The 15,749-nt window shown below is 57.4% G+C and carries 12 protein-coding genes; 9 read left to right on the top strand and 3 right to left on the bottom strand.

The annotated features are described in order from the left end of the window. Window positions 1-30 precede the first annotated feature (30 nt). The 3 genes from lon (at window position 31) to C7436_RS04000 (ending at window position 4,971) form a co-directional block, all read left to right on the top strand. Window positions 31-2,448, top strand: a complete 2,418-nt coding sequence (gene lon, locus C7436_RS04010) for an endopeptidase La (protein ID WP_121206791.1) — start codon at window positions 31-33, stop codon at window positions 2,446-2,448. A gap of 238 nt (window positions 2,449-2,686) precedes the next feature. Then, entirely contained in the window at window positions 2,687-2,959 is a 273-nt protein-coding gene (locus C7436_RS04005) for an HU family DNA-binding protein (protein WP_008174603.1), read from the top strand. Window positions 2,960-3,117: 158 nt separating this feature from the next. Next, complete coding sequence (locus C7436_RS04000) at window positions 3,118-4,971, top strand: SurA N-terminal domain-containing protein (RefSeq protein WP_121206790.1); 1,854 nt, start codon at window positions 3,118-3,120, stop codon at window positions 4,969-4,971. Window positions 4,972-5,025: 54 nt separating this feature from the next. Here C7436_RS04000 and C7436_RS03995 read toward each other — a convergent pair whose 3' ends face one another. Further along, the gene (locus tag C7436_RS03995) at window positions 5,026-5,898 is read right to left on the bottom strand and encodes a MurR/RpiR family transcriptional regulator (protein WP_011785314.1); all 873 of its coding nucleotides are present in this window, start codon (window positions 5,896-5,898) and stop codon (window positions 5,026-5,028) included. A 207-nt stretch (window positions 5,899-6,105) separates the two neighbouring features. Here C7436_RS03995 and zwf point away from each other — a divergent pair, with 207 nt between their 5' ends. From zwf to C7436_RS03980, 3 genes are read left to right on the top strand one after another with little or no spacing between them, the layout of a single operon-like run. Continuing rightward, the gene (gene zwf / locus C7436_RS03990; RefSeq protein WP_121206789.1) at window positions 6,106-7,581 is read left to right on the top strand and encodes a glucose-6-phosphate dehydrogenase; all 1,476 of its coding nucleotides are present in this window, start codon (window positions 6,106-6,108) and stop codon (window positions 7,579-7,581) included. Further along, window positions 7,574-8,287 carry a 6-phosphogluconolactonase gene (gene pgl / locus C7436_RS03985; RefSeq protein ID WP_121206788.1) on the top strand — a complete coding sequence of 238 codons (714 nt, stop codon included), beginning with the start codon at window positions 7,574-7,576 and terminating at the stop codon, window positions 8,285-8,287. Before zwf ends, pgl begins: the two co-directional genes overlap by 8 nt. Window positions 8,288-8,337: 50 nt before the next feature. Beyond that, complete coding sequence (locus C7436_RS03980; RefSeq protein ID WP_121206787.1) at window positions 8,338-8,985, top strand: bifunctional 4-hydroxy-2-oxoglutarate aldolase/2-dehydro-3-deoxy-phosphogluconate aldolase; 648 nt, start codon at window positions 8,338-8,340, stop codon at window positions 8,983-8,985. A gap of 77 nt (window positions 8,986-9,062) precedes the next feature. Here C7436_RS03980 and pyk read toward each other — a convergent pair whose 3' ends face one another. Then, complete coding sequence (gene pyk / locus C7436_RS03975) at window positions 9,063-10,511, bottom strand: pyruvate kinase (protein WP_121206786.1); 1,449 nt, start codon at window positions 10,509-10,511, stop codon at window positions 9,063-9,065. Between the two features lie 275 nt (window positions 10,512-10,786). Between pyk and edd the strand changes: the two genes are divergently transcribed. Genes edd through C7436_RS03960 form a run of 3 tightly spaced genes read left to right on the top strand, consistent with a single transcriptional unit; the run spans window position 10,787 to window position 14,162 of the window. Next, on the top strand, window positions 10,787-12,607 hold the full coding sequence (gene edd / locus C7436_RS03970) for a phosphogluconate dehydratase (RefSeq protein ID WP_121206785.1): 1,821 nt from the start codon (window positions 10,787-10,789) through the stop codon (window positions 12,605-12,607). Continuing rightward, window positions 12,604-13,569 carry a glucokinase gene (gene glk / locus C7436_RS03965; RefSeq protein ID WP_121206784.1) on the top strand — a complete coding sequence of 322 codons (966 nt, stop codon included), beginning with the start codon at window positions 12,604-12,606 and terminating at the stop codon, window positions 13,567-13,569. The genes edd and glk overlap by 4 nt, the downstream gene beginning before the upstream one ends. After that, window positions 13,566-14,162 (top strand): uracil-DNA glycosylase family protein, encoded by a 597-nt coding sequence (locus C7436_RS03960; protein WP_121206783.1) that lies wholly within the window; start codon window positions 13,566-13,568, stop codon window positions 14,160-14,162. Before glk ends, C7436_RS03960 begins: the two co-directional genes overlap by 4 nt. On the opposite strand, the gene glpD is transcribed toward C7436_RS03960, so the two are convergent. Continuing rightward, on the bottom strand, window positions 14,146-15,585 hold the full coding sequence (gene glpD / locus C7436_RS03955; RefSeq protein WP_410110927.1) for a glycerol-3-phosphate dehydrogenase: 1,440 nt from the start codon (window positions 15,583-15,585) through the stop codon (window positions 14,146-14,148). The two genes, C7436_RS03960 and glpD, sit on opposite strands and share 17 nt — an antisense overlap. Window positions 15,586-15,749 lie beyond the last annotated feature (164 nt).

The following is a 15,749-nucleotide window of genomic DNA, read 5'->3' as shown; positions in this document are numbered from 1 at the left end:
GCTGAAAGAAATACTGTCAGAGGATTCCCCATGACCCGTATACCTGATGAAACTGTGCACGAATACCCGCTGCTTCCTTTGCGTGATGTGGTGGTGTTCCCGCACATGGTGGTTCCGCTGTTTGTGGGCCGCGAAAAATCCATTCAGGCGCTGGAAGCGGCAATGGAGGGCAGCAAGGAAATCCTGCTGGTAGCCCAGAAAGATGCCTCCACCGACGAGCCGGGCCCGAAGGATGTATTTGCCATGGGCACCCTGGCGACGGTGCTGCAGATGCTTCGGCTCCCGGATGGCACCGTCAAGGTTCTGGTAGAGGGTAATTCCCGAGCCAGCATTTCTGACATCGAGGAAGGCGATTACCTGTCCGGCCAGGCCATTCTGATGGATGAGGAATCCTTGCCGGAGCGCGAGGAAGACGTCCTCACCAAGACCCTGATGGACGAATTCGAGAAGTACGTGAAGCTGTCCAAAAAGGTGCCATCTGAGGTTTCCAATGCTTTGACCGGTATCCACGAACTTGAGCGTCTGGTCGATACCATGGCCGCGCATCTGGAGATGCGGATTCCCGAGAAACAGGAGTTGCTGGAAGCTCTGGACGTTCGTAAGCGGGTTGATCTTTTGCTGGGCAAGCTGGACGGTGAGATTGATCTGATCGAAGTGGAGAAGCGCATCCGTGGCCGTGTGAAAAAGCAGATGGAGCGCAGTCAGCGCGAGTATTACCTGAACGAGCAGATGAAAGCGATCCAGAAGGAAATGGGCCAGCTCGGCGAGGGTAACAACGATTTCGAGGAACTCGAGCAGAAGCTTGAGGAAGCCGGTCTGCCGGAAGAGGCCCGGAAGAAAACCGAAACAGAGCTGAACAAGCTCAAGATGATGTCGCCGATGTCCGCGGAAGCTACCGTGGTGCGCGGATACATTGACTGGATGCTGGCGGTCCCCTGGAAGAAGCGCAGTCGGGTTCGTCACGACCTTGAAAAGGCCCGTGAAATCCTGGACCGGGATCACTACGGCCTGGACGAGGTGAAGAAGCGTATTCTGGAGTATCTGGCGGTTCAGAGTCGGGTCAAGAAGGTAAAAGGGCCTGTGCTTTGCCTGGTAGGGCCTCCCGGGGTTGGCAAGACCTCCCTTGGGCAGTCCATCGCCAAGGCTACCAATCGCAAATACACCCGCATGGCGCTGGGTGGTGTGCGTGACGAAGCCGAGATACGAGGCCACCGCAAGACTTACATCGGCGCGTTGCCGGGCAAGTTATTGCAGAAGCTTTCCAAGGTGGGTGTGAAGAACCCGCTGTTCCTGTTCGACGAAATCGACAAGATGGGCATGGACCATCGTGGCGATCCGGCCTCGGCTCTGCTCGAGGTGCTGGACCCGGAACAGAACCATACGTTCAATGACCACTATCTGGAGGTCGATTACGACCTCTCTGACGTGATGTTCGTGTGTACCTCTAACTCCATGGATATTCCACCGGCACTGCTGGACCGCATGGAGATCATCCGGATTCCCGGATACACCGAAGATGAGAAGGTCAATATTGCGTTGCGTTACCTTCTGCCCAAGCAGCTCAAGGCCAATGGTCTGCGCAAGGACGAACTGAAACTGCCGGAAGAGACCATCAGGGATCTGATCCGCTACTACACTCGGGAAGCCGGTGTACGGGGTCTTGAGCGCGAAATAGCCAAGATCTGCCGTAAGGTGGTGCGTGAGCACGTAGAGAGCAGCACCAAGGCCTCGGTGACCCTGACGCCGGATCTTCTTGAGGATTACTCAGGCGTCAAAAAGTTCAAATACGGACTGGCAGAAGAAACCAACCAGATCGGACAGGTGACCGGTCTGGCATGGACCCAGGTCGGCGGCGAGCTGTTGACCATCGAGTGCGCTTTGACGCCAGGTAAGGGGCGTGTTGTTAAAACCGGCTCGCTGGGTGACGTTATGCAGGAATCCATTCAGACGGCACTTACAGTGGTCCGGAGCAGGGCGGCCGGCCTGGGTGTGGCGGATGATTTCCACGAAAAACACGATCTTCACGTGCACGTACCAGAGGGGGCAACCCCGAAAGATGGCCCGAGTGCCGGTATTGGCATGTGTACAGCACTGGTTTCTGCACTGACCCGAATTCCCGTTCGGGCGGATGTAGCGATGACCGGTGAAATCACCTTGCGAGGTCGCGTTCTGGCGATCGGCGGCTTGAAGGAAAAGCTGCTGGCAGCCCATCGCGGCGGCATCAAGACTGTCATTATCCCGGATGAAAATGTCAGGGATCTCAAAGAGATACCTGGCAACATCAAGGAATCGCTGGAGATTCGTCCGGTCAAGTGGATTGATGAGGTTCTGGATATTGCGCTGGCCTACCAGCCGGATCCCCGGGCTGAAAATGCTGACAAGGAAACCGGCAAATCGGCCGCTTCTGATGATTCCGGCGACGCTGCAGAGCGCATAAATACACATTAAACACCGGATGAGTTGTTGACACGCCTGAGAGCCCGTTGGTATAACTGTTTCGCCGTGAAGCAGCCAATACCAAGGGCTCCCGCGCAGTAAGTGCCTATTCCGAACACCGGTTTAATGCCGCAAGGAATAAAAAAACTGAAGAATGGAATTCTCCCATCGCTTATGCGATAGTCGAGAACGTCCGCGAAAAAACAAACCGACCTATAACATCTTCAACCTGAAATCGAAGGGGTTTAGTGTGAACAAGTCCGAACTGATCGATGCAATTGCAGAGTCCGCAGACATCTCCAAAGCCGCAGCTGGCCGTGCGCTGGATGCCATGACCAACTCAATCACCGGTGCACTGAAGAAAGGCGACCAGGTTACCCTGATCGGCTTTGGCACCTTCTCTGTGAAAGAGCGTGCTGCCCGTACTGGTCGCAACCCGCAGACTGGTGCAGAAATCAAGATTCCGGCCTCTAAAGTGCCTGGATTCAAGGCAGGCAAGGCCCTGAAAGACGCCGTTAAGTAACGGTTCTTTCTCTGGCAGTTCCCGGTTTCGGGAACTGCCATCAGAATTCAAGGCGCATTCCGGTAAGGGTGCGCCTTTTTGCGTGTTAACGGTGGCTCACTCAGCTTTCGCCTCACCACTACCAACAGCAGAACCTTGAACAGGGATTCGAGAACAACATGCTTCAAGATATTCGGGATAACGCCCAGAGTACGATCGCCAAGGTTATCGTTGGCCTATTGATTATTTCCCTCTCGATCTGGGGAATGGATGCCATCATTGGCGGCTTCACTGGCGAGCCAGAAGTGGCAACGGTCAACGGCCAGGACATCACCGAGCGGGAGTTTCTGCGTACCGTACAGATGGAAAGTCAGCAGCGCCTGATGCAGATGGAGAATCCGGATCAATCCCTGTTGGACGAGGATCAGATTCGCCGCGACGTGCTGGATGCGTTGATCCGGGAGGCCGTGCTCACTCAGGACGCTCAGAGCCAGGGGCTGGAGCTGACCGACGCCGACATCGATTCCCTGATTACCCAGATGCCCCAGTTCCAGGTGGATGGCCAGTTCAATCGTGATCGGTTTGTAGCCACAGTGCGCAATGTGGGCATGGGCGTTGCCGAGTTCCGCGAAAGCATGCGCAAGAACTATGTGGTAAACCAGATTCGCGCGGCGATCGCCCAGACCGGTGTCGTGGCACCTGAGAATGCAGCCCATTTGCTGGCCATTCAGAACCAGACCCGTGACTTCCGCGTGCTGACTCTCGATGGCAGTAGTGTTCAGGACCAGGTGGATGTGACCGAGGCGGACGTACAGGCGTACTACGACGAGAACCGTGACCAGTTTCGTCAGCCAGAGCAGGTGGATGCTGCCTACATTACCTTGTCCCAGGGAGCGTTGGCGGAGTCCATTGAGGTCGCCGAAGATGAATTGCGGTCCTATTACGAGGAGCGTGCTGAAGAATACGCACGGGAAGAGCGCCGTGCCGCTCACATTCTTGTAGAGGCCGGTGATGAAGGGCAGGCGACTCTCGCAACCATCCAGCAGCGTCTTGAAGACGGTGAGTCGTTTGCCGTCCTGGCCGAGGAATACTCAGTCGATACCGTCTCTGCGCAGGAAGGTGGTGATCTCGGTTTTGCCGGCCGTGGTGTCTACGATGAAGCCTTTGAAGACGCTCTGTTTGGGCTGGACGAAGGCGAAGTTTCTGGTCCGGTTGAGACCAGCTTTGGTCTTCATCTGATTAAGCTGGAAGAGGTGCGCCGCTCCGATGTGCCTGCCTTTGACGAGTTGCGTGAAGATCTGCGACTCGAATTGGCCAGAACCAAGGCCAGTGAGCGTTTTGCGGAAGTTCGCTCGCAACTGGCTGATGCGGCCTACGCCGCCGACGATCTTGCCAGCCCGGCCGAAGAGCTGGGTCTGGAAATTCGGGTGGTCGAAGGTGTCAGCAGGGATGGCGGTGCAGCACCCTTTGATCATGCGGGTCTGGTACGTCAACTGTTCTCTGAAGATGTACTTGAGGGTGGCTACAATACCGAGCTGATCGACGTGGGTGATAACGTGTCGGTCGTTGCCCGGGTGCGCGAGTATCACGAACCGCGCCAATTGGAGTTGGCCGATGTGGAGCCGGAGATTCGTCGGATTCTGGAGAGAACCGAAACCCGGGATGCGCTGGCAGCCCGTGTTGATGAGCTCGTGGCTCAGCTTGAATCCGGTACCAATGCTGATGAACTTGGTGCCGGTGAATGGCAGCAGTTTGAAGATCAGGGCCGGAGTGTGTCTGGCCTGAGCCCGCGCGTGGTGCAGGAAGTGTTTTCTATGGCCCGCCCGGATGGTGACTCGCCAACCGTTGGCCGCGCCGTTACGGCCGATCAGGCTGCTGTCATTGTGCTGACCGGTGTCAACGAAGGTGAGGTTGATCAGGAAGGTGCGGAATACCAACAGCTGATGCGTTTCCTGGCGCAGCTGGAGGGGCAGCGTGAATATACGGCCTACCAGCAGTACCTTAGCAACACAGCTGAAGTTGAGCGGAACTGATTTGCTATAGACCTCACAAAAAAGCCCCCTTTCGGGGGCTTTTTTGTGAGCGGTTCATTCTTTCGGATATCGGGTAGCTTTCAGGCTTTCCTTGATTTTCTTGAGATGGCCCAGAAAATCCGATCCACGTTTCAGCGTTACACCGGTTGCGAGGATGTCGATGACCGTCAAATGAATAATTCTGGAAGACATGGGCATGTACACTTCTGTGTCTTCCGGGGTTGTGACGCCAACCACCACCGTACAGAACTCCGCAAGAGGGGATTCCGGGTTTGTTATACCAATAACCGTTGCGCCGTTCTCTCGCGCCACTCTGGCGATATCAACGCTTTCCTTGGTTCGGCCGGTGTATGAGATCATCACGATCACATCTCCGACCTGCGCCCCTGCCGCTACCATTCTCTGCATGAGAGCGTCGTCGTATGAGGTTACGGGAATGTTGAATCGAAAAAACTTGTGCTGGGCATCGAGTGCGACCGACGCGGAGCCGCCCATGCCAAAAAAGTGGATCTGTTTTGCCTGGATAAGATAGTCGATGGCCGAAGCTAGCGCTTTGTGATCGAGTGACTGGCGAGACTTATCCAGGTTGGCAATGGTGCTGAGCATGATTTTGTCAGCGAATTCAGCCACGGTGTCGTCGGGCTCTATATTCTGGCCGACATAGGGTGTTCCTGTCGCAATGCTCTGTGCTAATCGGATCTTGAAATCCGGGAAGCCCGTCGCTGAAAAACTCCGACAGAATCGGTTTACAGTAGGTTCGCTGACATTGGCCGCCCGGGCCAGGGCTGCAATGCTGTACCGCGTTGCAGCGCTGGGGTCCTTAAGAATCGCTTCTGCCACTTTGCGCTCGGACTTGTTCAGATTATCCAGGCGTTCCTGAATATCTTCCAGCAGATTCTCTTCCCGGTGCGCGTGACTGGTTGTCATGAATGGATGCTCCGTTGATCTCTTGGGGGCCGAATCATCTAAGAACTCGGGAGTATACCGTTTTATTGGTGGGTGTGCGGTAGTCAACGTGTCATAACGTGGTTTTCTGAGGGGCGGGAGTCAGCAGTTTGACTGTTTTTTTTCTAAAACTACTACTTCCTGTTAATGTGAACGAAGTGGAGCGGCAAATCATGGAGGGCGCGACTCATGGTAAAGAACGCGAATGCCCCGTGTGACCTGATGCTTTTTGGCGCCTTGGGTGACCTGGCTCAGCGTAAACTCTTCCCTGCGTTGTATCAGCTGGAGCGCGCGGGCTTGCTCGCGCAGGGCAGTCGCATTCTGGCGATTGCGCGCACGAAGGCAACAACAGCGGACGTCCGGGAGCAACTGTTTGAAAAGCTTCGCTATCATGTGAAAGACCGTGAGTTTGATGCTGGTGTTGCGAATGTATTTCTGCAGCGGGTGGATTACCTGTTGCTGGATTTCACAGATCCTGAGGGCTATGGGGCTCTGCGTGAGTGGCGGGATGAACCCAACAACGAACTCATCGTCTATATGGCCACGCCGCCTTCGATGTATGGCGTGATTGCCCGCAATATGAAAGCGACCAGTTGTTGTAATGAGAAAACCCGGGTGGTGGTGGAAAAGCCTATTGGCCACGACCTTGAGTCGTCCCGGGTCATCAACGATGAGCTTGGAGAGGTCTACCACGAAAACCAGTTGTTCCGGATTGATCACTATCTGGGTAAGGAGACCGTGCAGAACCTGATTGCCCTGCGATTCGCCAACAACCTGTTTGCCTCCCAGTGGGACCAGAATCATATCTCTCACGTTGAAATTACCGTCGCGGAGAGCGTCGGTATAGAAGGGCGCTGGGGCTATTTTGACCAGGCCGGTCAGATTCGCGACATGATTCAGAATCACCTGCTGCAGTTGCTGTGCCTGATTGCGATGGATCCGCCTGCTGACCTGTCAGCGGACAGTATCCGGGACGAGAAGGTAAAGGTACTCAAGGCGCTGAAGCGGATTGCCCCGGACATGATGGATCGGTACGTCGTGCGTGGTCAGTACACTGCAGGCACCAGCAATGGCAAGCCGGTTCCGGGTTATCTGGAGGAGGACGATGCCAACAAGGGCAGTGCCACCGAAACCTTCGTGGCCCTGAAGGCTGAGATCGACAACTGGCGCTGGTCTGGTGTGCCATTTTACATCCGCACGGGCAAGCGACTACCGGAGAAGCTTTCCCAGATCATCATCCATTTCAAGCCCGCGCCTCACTATATTTTTGACCCGGACCAGAAGCATTTGGCCAACAACAAACTGATTATCCGGTTGCAGCCGGATGAGGGAATGGCCCTGAAAATCCTGACCAAGGATCAGGGTCTGGATAAGGGGATGCGATTGCGGCAGGGGCCGTTGGAGCTGACCTTCTCCGAAACCTTTGAAGCGGAACGCATTCCGGATGCCTATGAGCGTCTGCTGTGGGAGGTGATGAAAGGTAATCAATACCTTTTTGTTCGCAGAGATGAGGTGGAATACGCCTGGCGCTGGGTCGACGAGATTATCGCGAACTGGCGAGACAGTGGCGAACCGCCCAAGCGATATGCCGCCGGCACCTGGGGCCCGGTTGCCTCCATTGCCATGATCACACGGGATGGGAGGAGCTGGTATGAGGATGCCTGACATTCGCTTGCCAGAGGGGGTCGGGTTCCACGCCGACGATAATGCCGGGGGCGTGGCCCGGGCCTTGGCCTCGACCGTCGCCGATGTGCTCGCCAGTCGTCTTGAACAGGCGCCCAGGGCCAGCCTGGTGGTGTCCGGAGGCTCTACGCCTTTACCCTTCTTCAAGGCGTTGTCCGACGCGGATCTGGACTGGTCCAGAGTGGATGTTGTGCTGGCGGACGAGCGCTGGGTGCCGGAGGGCGACCCTGCCAGTAACACAACCCTGGTCAGAAACAATCTGTTAGTGGGCAGGGCTGCGAAAGCCCGTTACCTGGCACTGAAGCAGCCGGGGGAAATCTTGGATCAAGGATTGGAGGCAGTTCGGCAGGCGCTTTCGGTGCTGGTTCTGCCGGTGGATGTGGTGATACTGGGAATGGGCAATGACGGTCATACCGCTTCGCTGTTTCCGGACGCGCCTGAGCTGCCTGAAGCCATGGATAAGTTCAATACTGGCCTGGTAGCGGCGATGACACCCGAATCCCAGCCTCAGCCCAGGGTGACGCTGACCCGGGCGGTACTGGCGCAAGCGCGCTTTACCGCGCTGCACCTGAAAGGGGAGGACAAGCTGGATACACTCAGAAGGGCGTGTTCGGCCCTGGATGATGTATTTGCCATGCCGGTGCGGGCCTTCCTGAAACCCGGCCTGGAAGTGTTCTGGAGCCCGTGACGGCGCGTTGCTTGTCTGGTCACCGCCGCTAACTGCTTTAGGAGATCATCATGAATCAATTGTCGGACTATCATCGCGAGCGGGTGCAGGCCGTTCTGGCAGCCTCACCTCTGGTGCCTGTGATTGCGATCAAAGACCCGGACGATGCCATCCCGCTGTGCCGTGCGCTGGTAGATGGAGGTATTCGGGTGCTTGAAATCACCTTGCGCACAGAGCATGGAGTGCGTGCCATTGAAAAGGTCAGGAAAGCCATTCCCGAAGCCTGGGTTGGTGCAGGAACGGTTACCAGTATTGCCCAGTATCGACAGGTGGAGTCTGCTGGTGCGCAGTTTGTGATTACCCCCGGGGTTACTGAGGCCATTCTGGAGTTCGGTGTTACCTCCGAGGCACCGCTGTTACCAGGGGTTTCGACGGTGTCCGAGCTGATGATGGGGTATGCGTTGGGCTATCGGGAGTTCAAGTTTTTCCCGGCGGAAGTGGCAGGGGGTATCCCTGCGCTTAAGGCCTTCAGCGGGCCATTTCCCGATGTCGTCTTTTGTCCGACTGGTGGCATTAGCCGCCAGACAGCCAGAGATTATCTGGCGTTACCGAATGTCTGTGCTGTTGGTGGGTCCTGGCTCACGCCGGCAGAGGCCATTGCCGGTAAAGACTGGCCGGCAGTGTCGGAAATTGCCAGGGGAAGTCTGGGCGACCTTTAAACCGGTAAACACAAAACCCACCGTCGTGGTGGGTTTTGTGTGTCTGGCCGAAGGCTGTGTCAGGCGCTGCTCGGCGGCTAGCGGATATCGCTGCCAACGCGCACGATTTTCATAGTGTTGGTGCCGCCCTGAGCGTTGACGTAATCCCCCTTGGTAATCACCACCAGATCACCTTCGCCGACTACGCCGCGTCTGCGCAGTTGTTCCACGGCCTCAGCATTGGTCTGCTCATTGGCAATCCGGGCCGAATCGAAGGGTATGGTCTGCACGCCGCGGAAAAGAACCACCCGGTGCTGGGTGGAGTGATGGCGCGACAGGGCAAAGATCGGCAGGCTGGACTTGATGCGTGACATCAGTCTGGGGGTAGCGCCTGTCTCAGTCATGCAGATGATGGCACGTACACCATGCAGGTGGTTGGCGGCGTACATGGCAGACAAAGCGATGGCTTCGTCGACCCGCTCCATGCTCTCGTGAATCCGGTGTTTGGACTGGTGCATGGAGGGATGCCGTTCGGCCCCCAGGCAGATGCGGACCATGGCCTCTACCGCTTCTTTCGGATAGTCACCTACTGCGGTTTCGGCCGACAGCATGACCGCGTCGGTGTAGTCCATTACGGCATTCGCGACGTCGGACACCTCGGCCCGGGTGGGCATCGGGTTGGTGATCATCGATTCCATCATCTGGGTTGCGGTGATGACCGCCCGGTTCAGAACCCGGGCGCGGGCAATGATGTGCTTCTGAACTGCTACCAGTTCGGCATCGCCAATCTCAACCGCCAGGTCGCCCCGGGCGACCATGACGGCGTCTGAGGCGAGGATGACCTCATCCAGGGCCTGGTCGTCGTGTGCCAGCTCCGCCCGCTCAATTTTGGCGACCAGGCCCGCCTCAGAGCCGGCCTCGCTCAGCAGTCTGCGCGCGATGTGCATATCTTCGGCGGTGCGCACGAATGAGACGGCGACATAATCCGCGTCAAGTTTTGCGGCGGTAACAATGTCCTGCTTGTCTTTCTCGGTCAGAGCTTCGGCAGACAGTCCTCCGCCTCGCTTGTTCAGGCCCTTGTTGTTGGATAATGGACCGCCAATCAGTACCTTGGAGGTAATGCTGTGCTCGTCTACCGACATCACTTCCATTTCGATGCGGCCGTCGTCGAGCACCAGAATGTCGCCGGGGGCAACGTCTTCAATCAGTTGCTCGTAGTCGATGCCCACCCGCTCGGCTGTGCCGGCGTCCTTGTCCATGCTGGCGTCGAGAACGAAGGTTTGCCCGGCTTCCAGGAATACCTTGTTATCGGTGAACCGCGCGATGCGCAGCTTGGGACCCTGAAGGTCGGCGAGAAGGGCAACAAAGCGGCTCTGTGCTGCAGCGGCTTCACGAACCTGGCGGGCCCGGGCCCTGTGCTCTTCGGCGCTGCCATGGGAAAAATTCAGGCGAGTCACGTCAACGCCAGCCTTGATGATGGCGGCAAGTGACTCCGGTGTGTCTGTGGCGGGGCCGAGCGTGGCGACAATTTTCGTGCGCCTGAGCATATGTGGGTGTCCTTATTCCAGGTTCGCCGGTATGGTCGAAGAGTCGACAGTGCCGGCGGTCAATGAAAACGGGTGCCAGTATATGAACTACTGATGACCCTTCTGTGACACGGTTTCACCTCGCTAGAGGTTCGAGGGCTCCCGATGCCTGCTTTCGTGATATGTAGTAAAGTTACCAAAATAATGGCGATAATTTTTTGCTGTGTCTATGTTTTGAAGCGTTTTTTACTATTCTTTGTTCTATGTTCGAGTGAATCCGTAGAGGAGGCTGCAGGATGCATCCAACCATAGTGAAGGTTACTCAAAGAATTGTGGCCCGAAGTCAAGCCACGCGGCAAGAGTACCTCTGTCGTATGGCGGCGCTGAAAAAGAACTCCCCCCAACGGGGCACGCTGTCCTGTGGCAACCTTGCCCACGGCTTTGCCGCCTGTAATCAGGCGGATAAGAACACGCTCAAGTTGATGAACAAGGCCAACGTGGCAATCGTAACGGCCTACAACGATATGCTTTCGGCTCATCAACCCTACCAACAGTTCCCCGATATCATCCGCGAGGCGGCCCATGGTATGGGGTCGGTGGCCCAGGTTGCCGGGGGCACACCCGCCATGTGTGATGGCGTGACCCAGGGGCAGCCTGGCATGGAGCTCAGCCTGTTCTCCCGGGACACGATCGCCATGAGCACGGCGGTTGCTCTCAGCCACAACATGTTTGATGCCACGCTGTTGTTGGGGATCTGCGACAAGATTGTTCCGGGGCTGCTCATCGGATCGCTGAGTTTTGGCTATCTGCCGACCATACTGGTACCCGCCGGCCCCATGCCGTCCGGATTGCCCAACAAAGAGAAGCAGCGCATCCGTCAGCTCTATGCTGAAGGCAGGATTGGCAAAGAGGAGTTGCTGGAAGCCGAGAGCAAGTCATACCACAGTCCCGGTACCTGTACCTTTTATGGCACCGCCAACAGCAACCAGCTGTTGGTTGAGGTGATGGGGCTGCACTTGCCGGGTGCCGCCTTTGTGAATCCAGGCACACCGATGCGTGATGCGCTGACCAGGGCAGCGACGGAACAGGTTATCCGGTTATCGAAACCTAACGGTGGAGATCTGGGGCTGGGCGATATGGTAGACGAAAAGAGCATCGTCAATGCTCTGGTCGCCCTGCTGGTAACGGGCGGCTCAACCAACCACACCATTCACTGGATAGCCATCGCCCGCGCTGCCGGCATCATCATTGACTGGAATGACTATGCCGAGCTTTCTGCGGTTGTGCCCTCGTTGACCCGTATCTATCCCAATGGCCAGGAGGATGTGAATGCCTTCCACGAGGCGGGTGGTACGCCGTTCCTGATCCGCGAACTGCTTGCTGGCGGATACCTGCATAACGACGTGCACACAGTGATGGGCCCAGGCCTGGAGCAGTACGCCCGCATGCCGGAACTCGACGATGGTAAGCCCGCCTGGAAGCCTGCAGCTGAGCAAAGTGCCATGCCGGAGGTACTCCGTGGTGTGGCCCAGCCTTTTGCGCCGGATGGTGGGCTCAGGGTGCTGGAGGGCAATCTGGGCAGGGGCGTGATCAAGGTCTCGGCAGTCGCGCCTGAGCACCATACCATTGAGGCCCCGGCCGTGGTATTCAACGATCAGAACGAGCTCAAGGCGGCCTTCGAGGCCGGAGAGCTGAATCGGGATTGCGTTGTGGTTGTGCGATTTCAAGGTCCCCGTGCCAATGGTATGCCGGAGCTACACAAACTCACCCCTTATCTGGGGGTGTTGCAGGACAGGGGCTACAAAGTGGGCCTGGTGACGGATGGCCGGATGTCTGGCGCTTCCGGGAAAGTGCCTGCCGCCATCCACGTATACCCCGAAGCGTTAGATGGCGGACCTTTGGCCCGAGTTGAAGACGGGGATACCGTTGTCCTGGACGCCCGCAACGGAACCCTCAGCATCAGGGTAGAGGATGACGTGCTGGCCGCCCGCAGGCCTGCAACGACGGATCTGTCCGGCTATCATACGGGCTACGGGCGGGAGCTGTTTGGTTGGTTCCGTCGTTCGGTAAGCAACCCTGAACAAGGTGCCAGTTTTTTCTGGAACCACGAGACATGACGGCAGAACACTATTCTCTGGTGGGGGACATTGGGGGAACCAATGCACGCTTTGCTCTGGTGGGGCAGGGCAGTATAGAGCCAGAAGCTATTGAAGTTTTGCACTGCCGTGATTACGAGAACCTGGATCAGGCGGTGGTCACCTATCTGAAACGTGTAGGTATGGCGTCGGTCAGGCAGGCCTGTCTGGCCGTGGCCTCCCCCTTGCGCGGTACCCGGGTGACAATGACCAACAACCACTGGCGCTTTGATATTGAGGCGGTGCGACAGGTCTTTGGCTGGTCGGCCTTCAAGGTCATCAATGATTTTACCGCCATGGCGCTGGGCGTGCCCCATGTATCGGACGCCAATCTGGTGCACGTTTGTGGCGGCCCGGGAGACCCTGGCCGGCCGAAACTGGTGATGGGCCCGGGAACGGGCCTGGGCGTTTCCGGTCTGGTTCCGATTCGAAATGGCTGGGTGCCTTTGGTGACTGAAGGGGGCCATGTGGATTTTGCGCCCACCGATGACACGGAAATGGACGTGTTGCGCCTTCTCCGGTCCCGGTTTGGGCGGGTGTCGGTCGAGCGGATTCTGTGCGGCCCGGGTTTGCTGAACCTGTATCAGGCCCATGCCGAAATCCGTGGCGTGGCGGCCCCGCTCGATGCTCCGGAGAAGATTACAGCCGCCGCTGTGGACGCCTCCGATGCCTTGGCCGGGGAAGTCCTTCGGCATTTCTGCGAAATGCTTGGGCGAACCGCAGGCAATTCGGCGCTGACGCTGGGGAGTCTGGGCGGCGTGTATCTGTGTGGCGGTATGCTGCCAGGATTTCTCGACTTTTTTCTTGGGAGCCCGTTCCGTGAAGCCTTTGTAGCCAAGGGGCGGATGCGTCCGCTAATGGAATTTACACCGGTTTACGTGGTGACAGAGCCCTATACCGGTTTACTGGGAGCTGCCGAAGCGTTAGGAAATTCTGAGGTATGACCAATTCTTTGATAAACCTGTCCTTTGATGAGCTGGTTCGGCGTGTTCGGGCCTGTCAGATTTGTGCAAGCGATCTGCCCCACGAGCCGAGGCCGGTCATTCAGCTTAGTGAATCCTCCCGCATTCTTGTGGTCGGGCAGGCGCCGGGTCGACGGGTACACGAAACCGGTCTGCCGTTTAACGACCCCAGTGGCGACCGGCTGCGCCAATGGATGGGCATTACCCGCGACACCTTTTACGATGAACAGAAACTTGCCATCCTGCCCATGGGATTCTGTTATCCGGGCACCGGTAAATCCGGAGATCTTCCTCCACGCCCCGAGTGCGCTCCGGCCTGGCGCCAGGCGTTGCTCGACCGCTTGCCGGAGATTCGCCTGACCTTGCTGATCGGTCAATATGCTCATGCCTGGCATATTCCCGGCGCAAGGCGCGCGGTTACCGAGAATGTGCGGCAGTGGCAACAATTCTGGCCGGATGTCATTCCGATGCCCCATCCCAGCCCCCGCAATAATCTCTGGTTGCGAAAGAATCCCTGGTTTGAAGCGGAAGTGGTGCCGGCCATTCAGGCCAGAGTTGCTAGCATTCTGGACTGACCTGGTCATTCCGGTTCATATACTCAGATAGCTCGCTGTATTGTTCCGGGTTAATGTACAGGCCCTGTTTGGTTCGCCGCCAGAGCAGGTCCTCTGGTGTGATTGCCCATTCGTGGGTCATCAGATAATCCACCTCGCGACGAGACAGGGTATCGGTAAACCAGTGGCCGAGATCGGCCATGTTCTGACAGCCTTCCAGAATGTGGTAGCTGCTGGTGCCATAGCTTCGCACAAACCGATGGATTACAGCATCGTCCAGCCAGGGGAAATCGGCCGCGAGTTCGGTGGCCAGCTGCTCCTGAGTGTTGAAGTCGCCGCCGGGCAGCACGGCCGTTCGGGTCCAGGACCGGCCGGCACCGGGAAAATAGCGACTGACCTGATCGGTCACAGCTTCGGCGAGCTTCCGGTAGGTGGTGATCTTGCCCCCGAATACCGAGATCAAAGGGGGCAGCGAGTCCTCGTCATCAACCTCGAATGAGTAGTCGCGAGAGGCAGACTGTGCGGTGCCACCCTCGTCGTCCATCAGCGGCCGAACACCGGAGTAACTCCAGACTACATCGTTGGCGGACAGTTGCCGGCGGAAATACTGGTTGACGATCGACAGCAGATAGTCGGTTTCCTCTGGGGAAATCCGTGCCTGCGACGGATCGCCCACGTAATCGACATCGGTGGTGCCGATCAGGGAGAAGCGGTCCTCGTAGGGGATCACGAAAACAATGCGCTCGTCCTGATTCTGAAGAATATAGGCTTCGGTATCCTGGTTGAGCCTGGGTACGACGATGTGGCTGCCCTTGACCATGCGGATCTGCTTGGGAGCTGGCATAGACAGGCTTTCACCGAACAGGCTGCTGACCCAGGGGCCGGTGGCGTTAACGACCACCTTGGCGCGGATGTTGTACTGCTTGTCCCGGTGGTGATCGTCCAGGATGGCGTGCCATTGCCCGTTACGGCGCTCGGCGCGGCTACAGCGGGTGCGGGTCAATACGGTTGCGCCTTTTTCAGCGGCCTTGCGAGCAGACAGTACCACCAGCCGGGCATCATCAACCCAGCCATCCGAATACTCGAATCCACGGCTGATGTCTGGTTTCAGGGGCGAGTCCGGGCCAAAGGTAATAGACCGGGAGCCGGGCAGCAGTTCGCGCTTGGCCAGATGATCGTAGAGGAAAAGGCCGGTACGGATCATCCACGCTGGTCGCAGGTGGGGCTGATGGGGCAGGCGAAAACGCATCGGCCACATGATGTGTGGGGCGTTTCGTAGCAGGGCCTCCCGTTCACCGAGTGCTTCCCTGACCAGCCGGAATTCGTAATGCTCAAGATAGCGCAGACCGCCGTGGATAAGTTTGCTGCTGCTGGACGAAGTGGCAGAGGCAAGATCGTTCATCTCACACAGAACAACCCGAAGCCCCCGGCCTGCGGCGTCCATGGCAATTCCGGTGCCGTTTACGCCGCCCCCGACCACCAGAACATCGCATTGCGTGGGGGGAGTGTGAGAGTTGCCTGAAACCAGTCCTTTGTTATTTGCCACTGCCTGAGTGCTCCTGATAATCGCACATAACGCCTGTCATGGAACGATTATCAGGAAACTGC

Source organism: Marinobacter nauticus (assembly GCF_003634635.1).
In the GTDB taxonomy this organism is placed as follows: domain Bacteria; phylum Pseudomonadota; class Gammaproteobacteria; order Pseudomonadales; family Oleiphilaceae; genus Marinobacter; species Marinobacter nauticus.
Note: the sequence above shows the minus strand (reverse complement) of the source record. Positions and strands in the feature narration are given on the sequence as shown.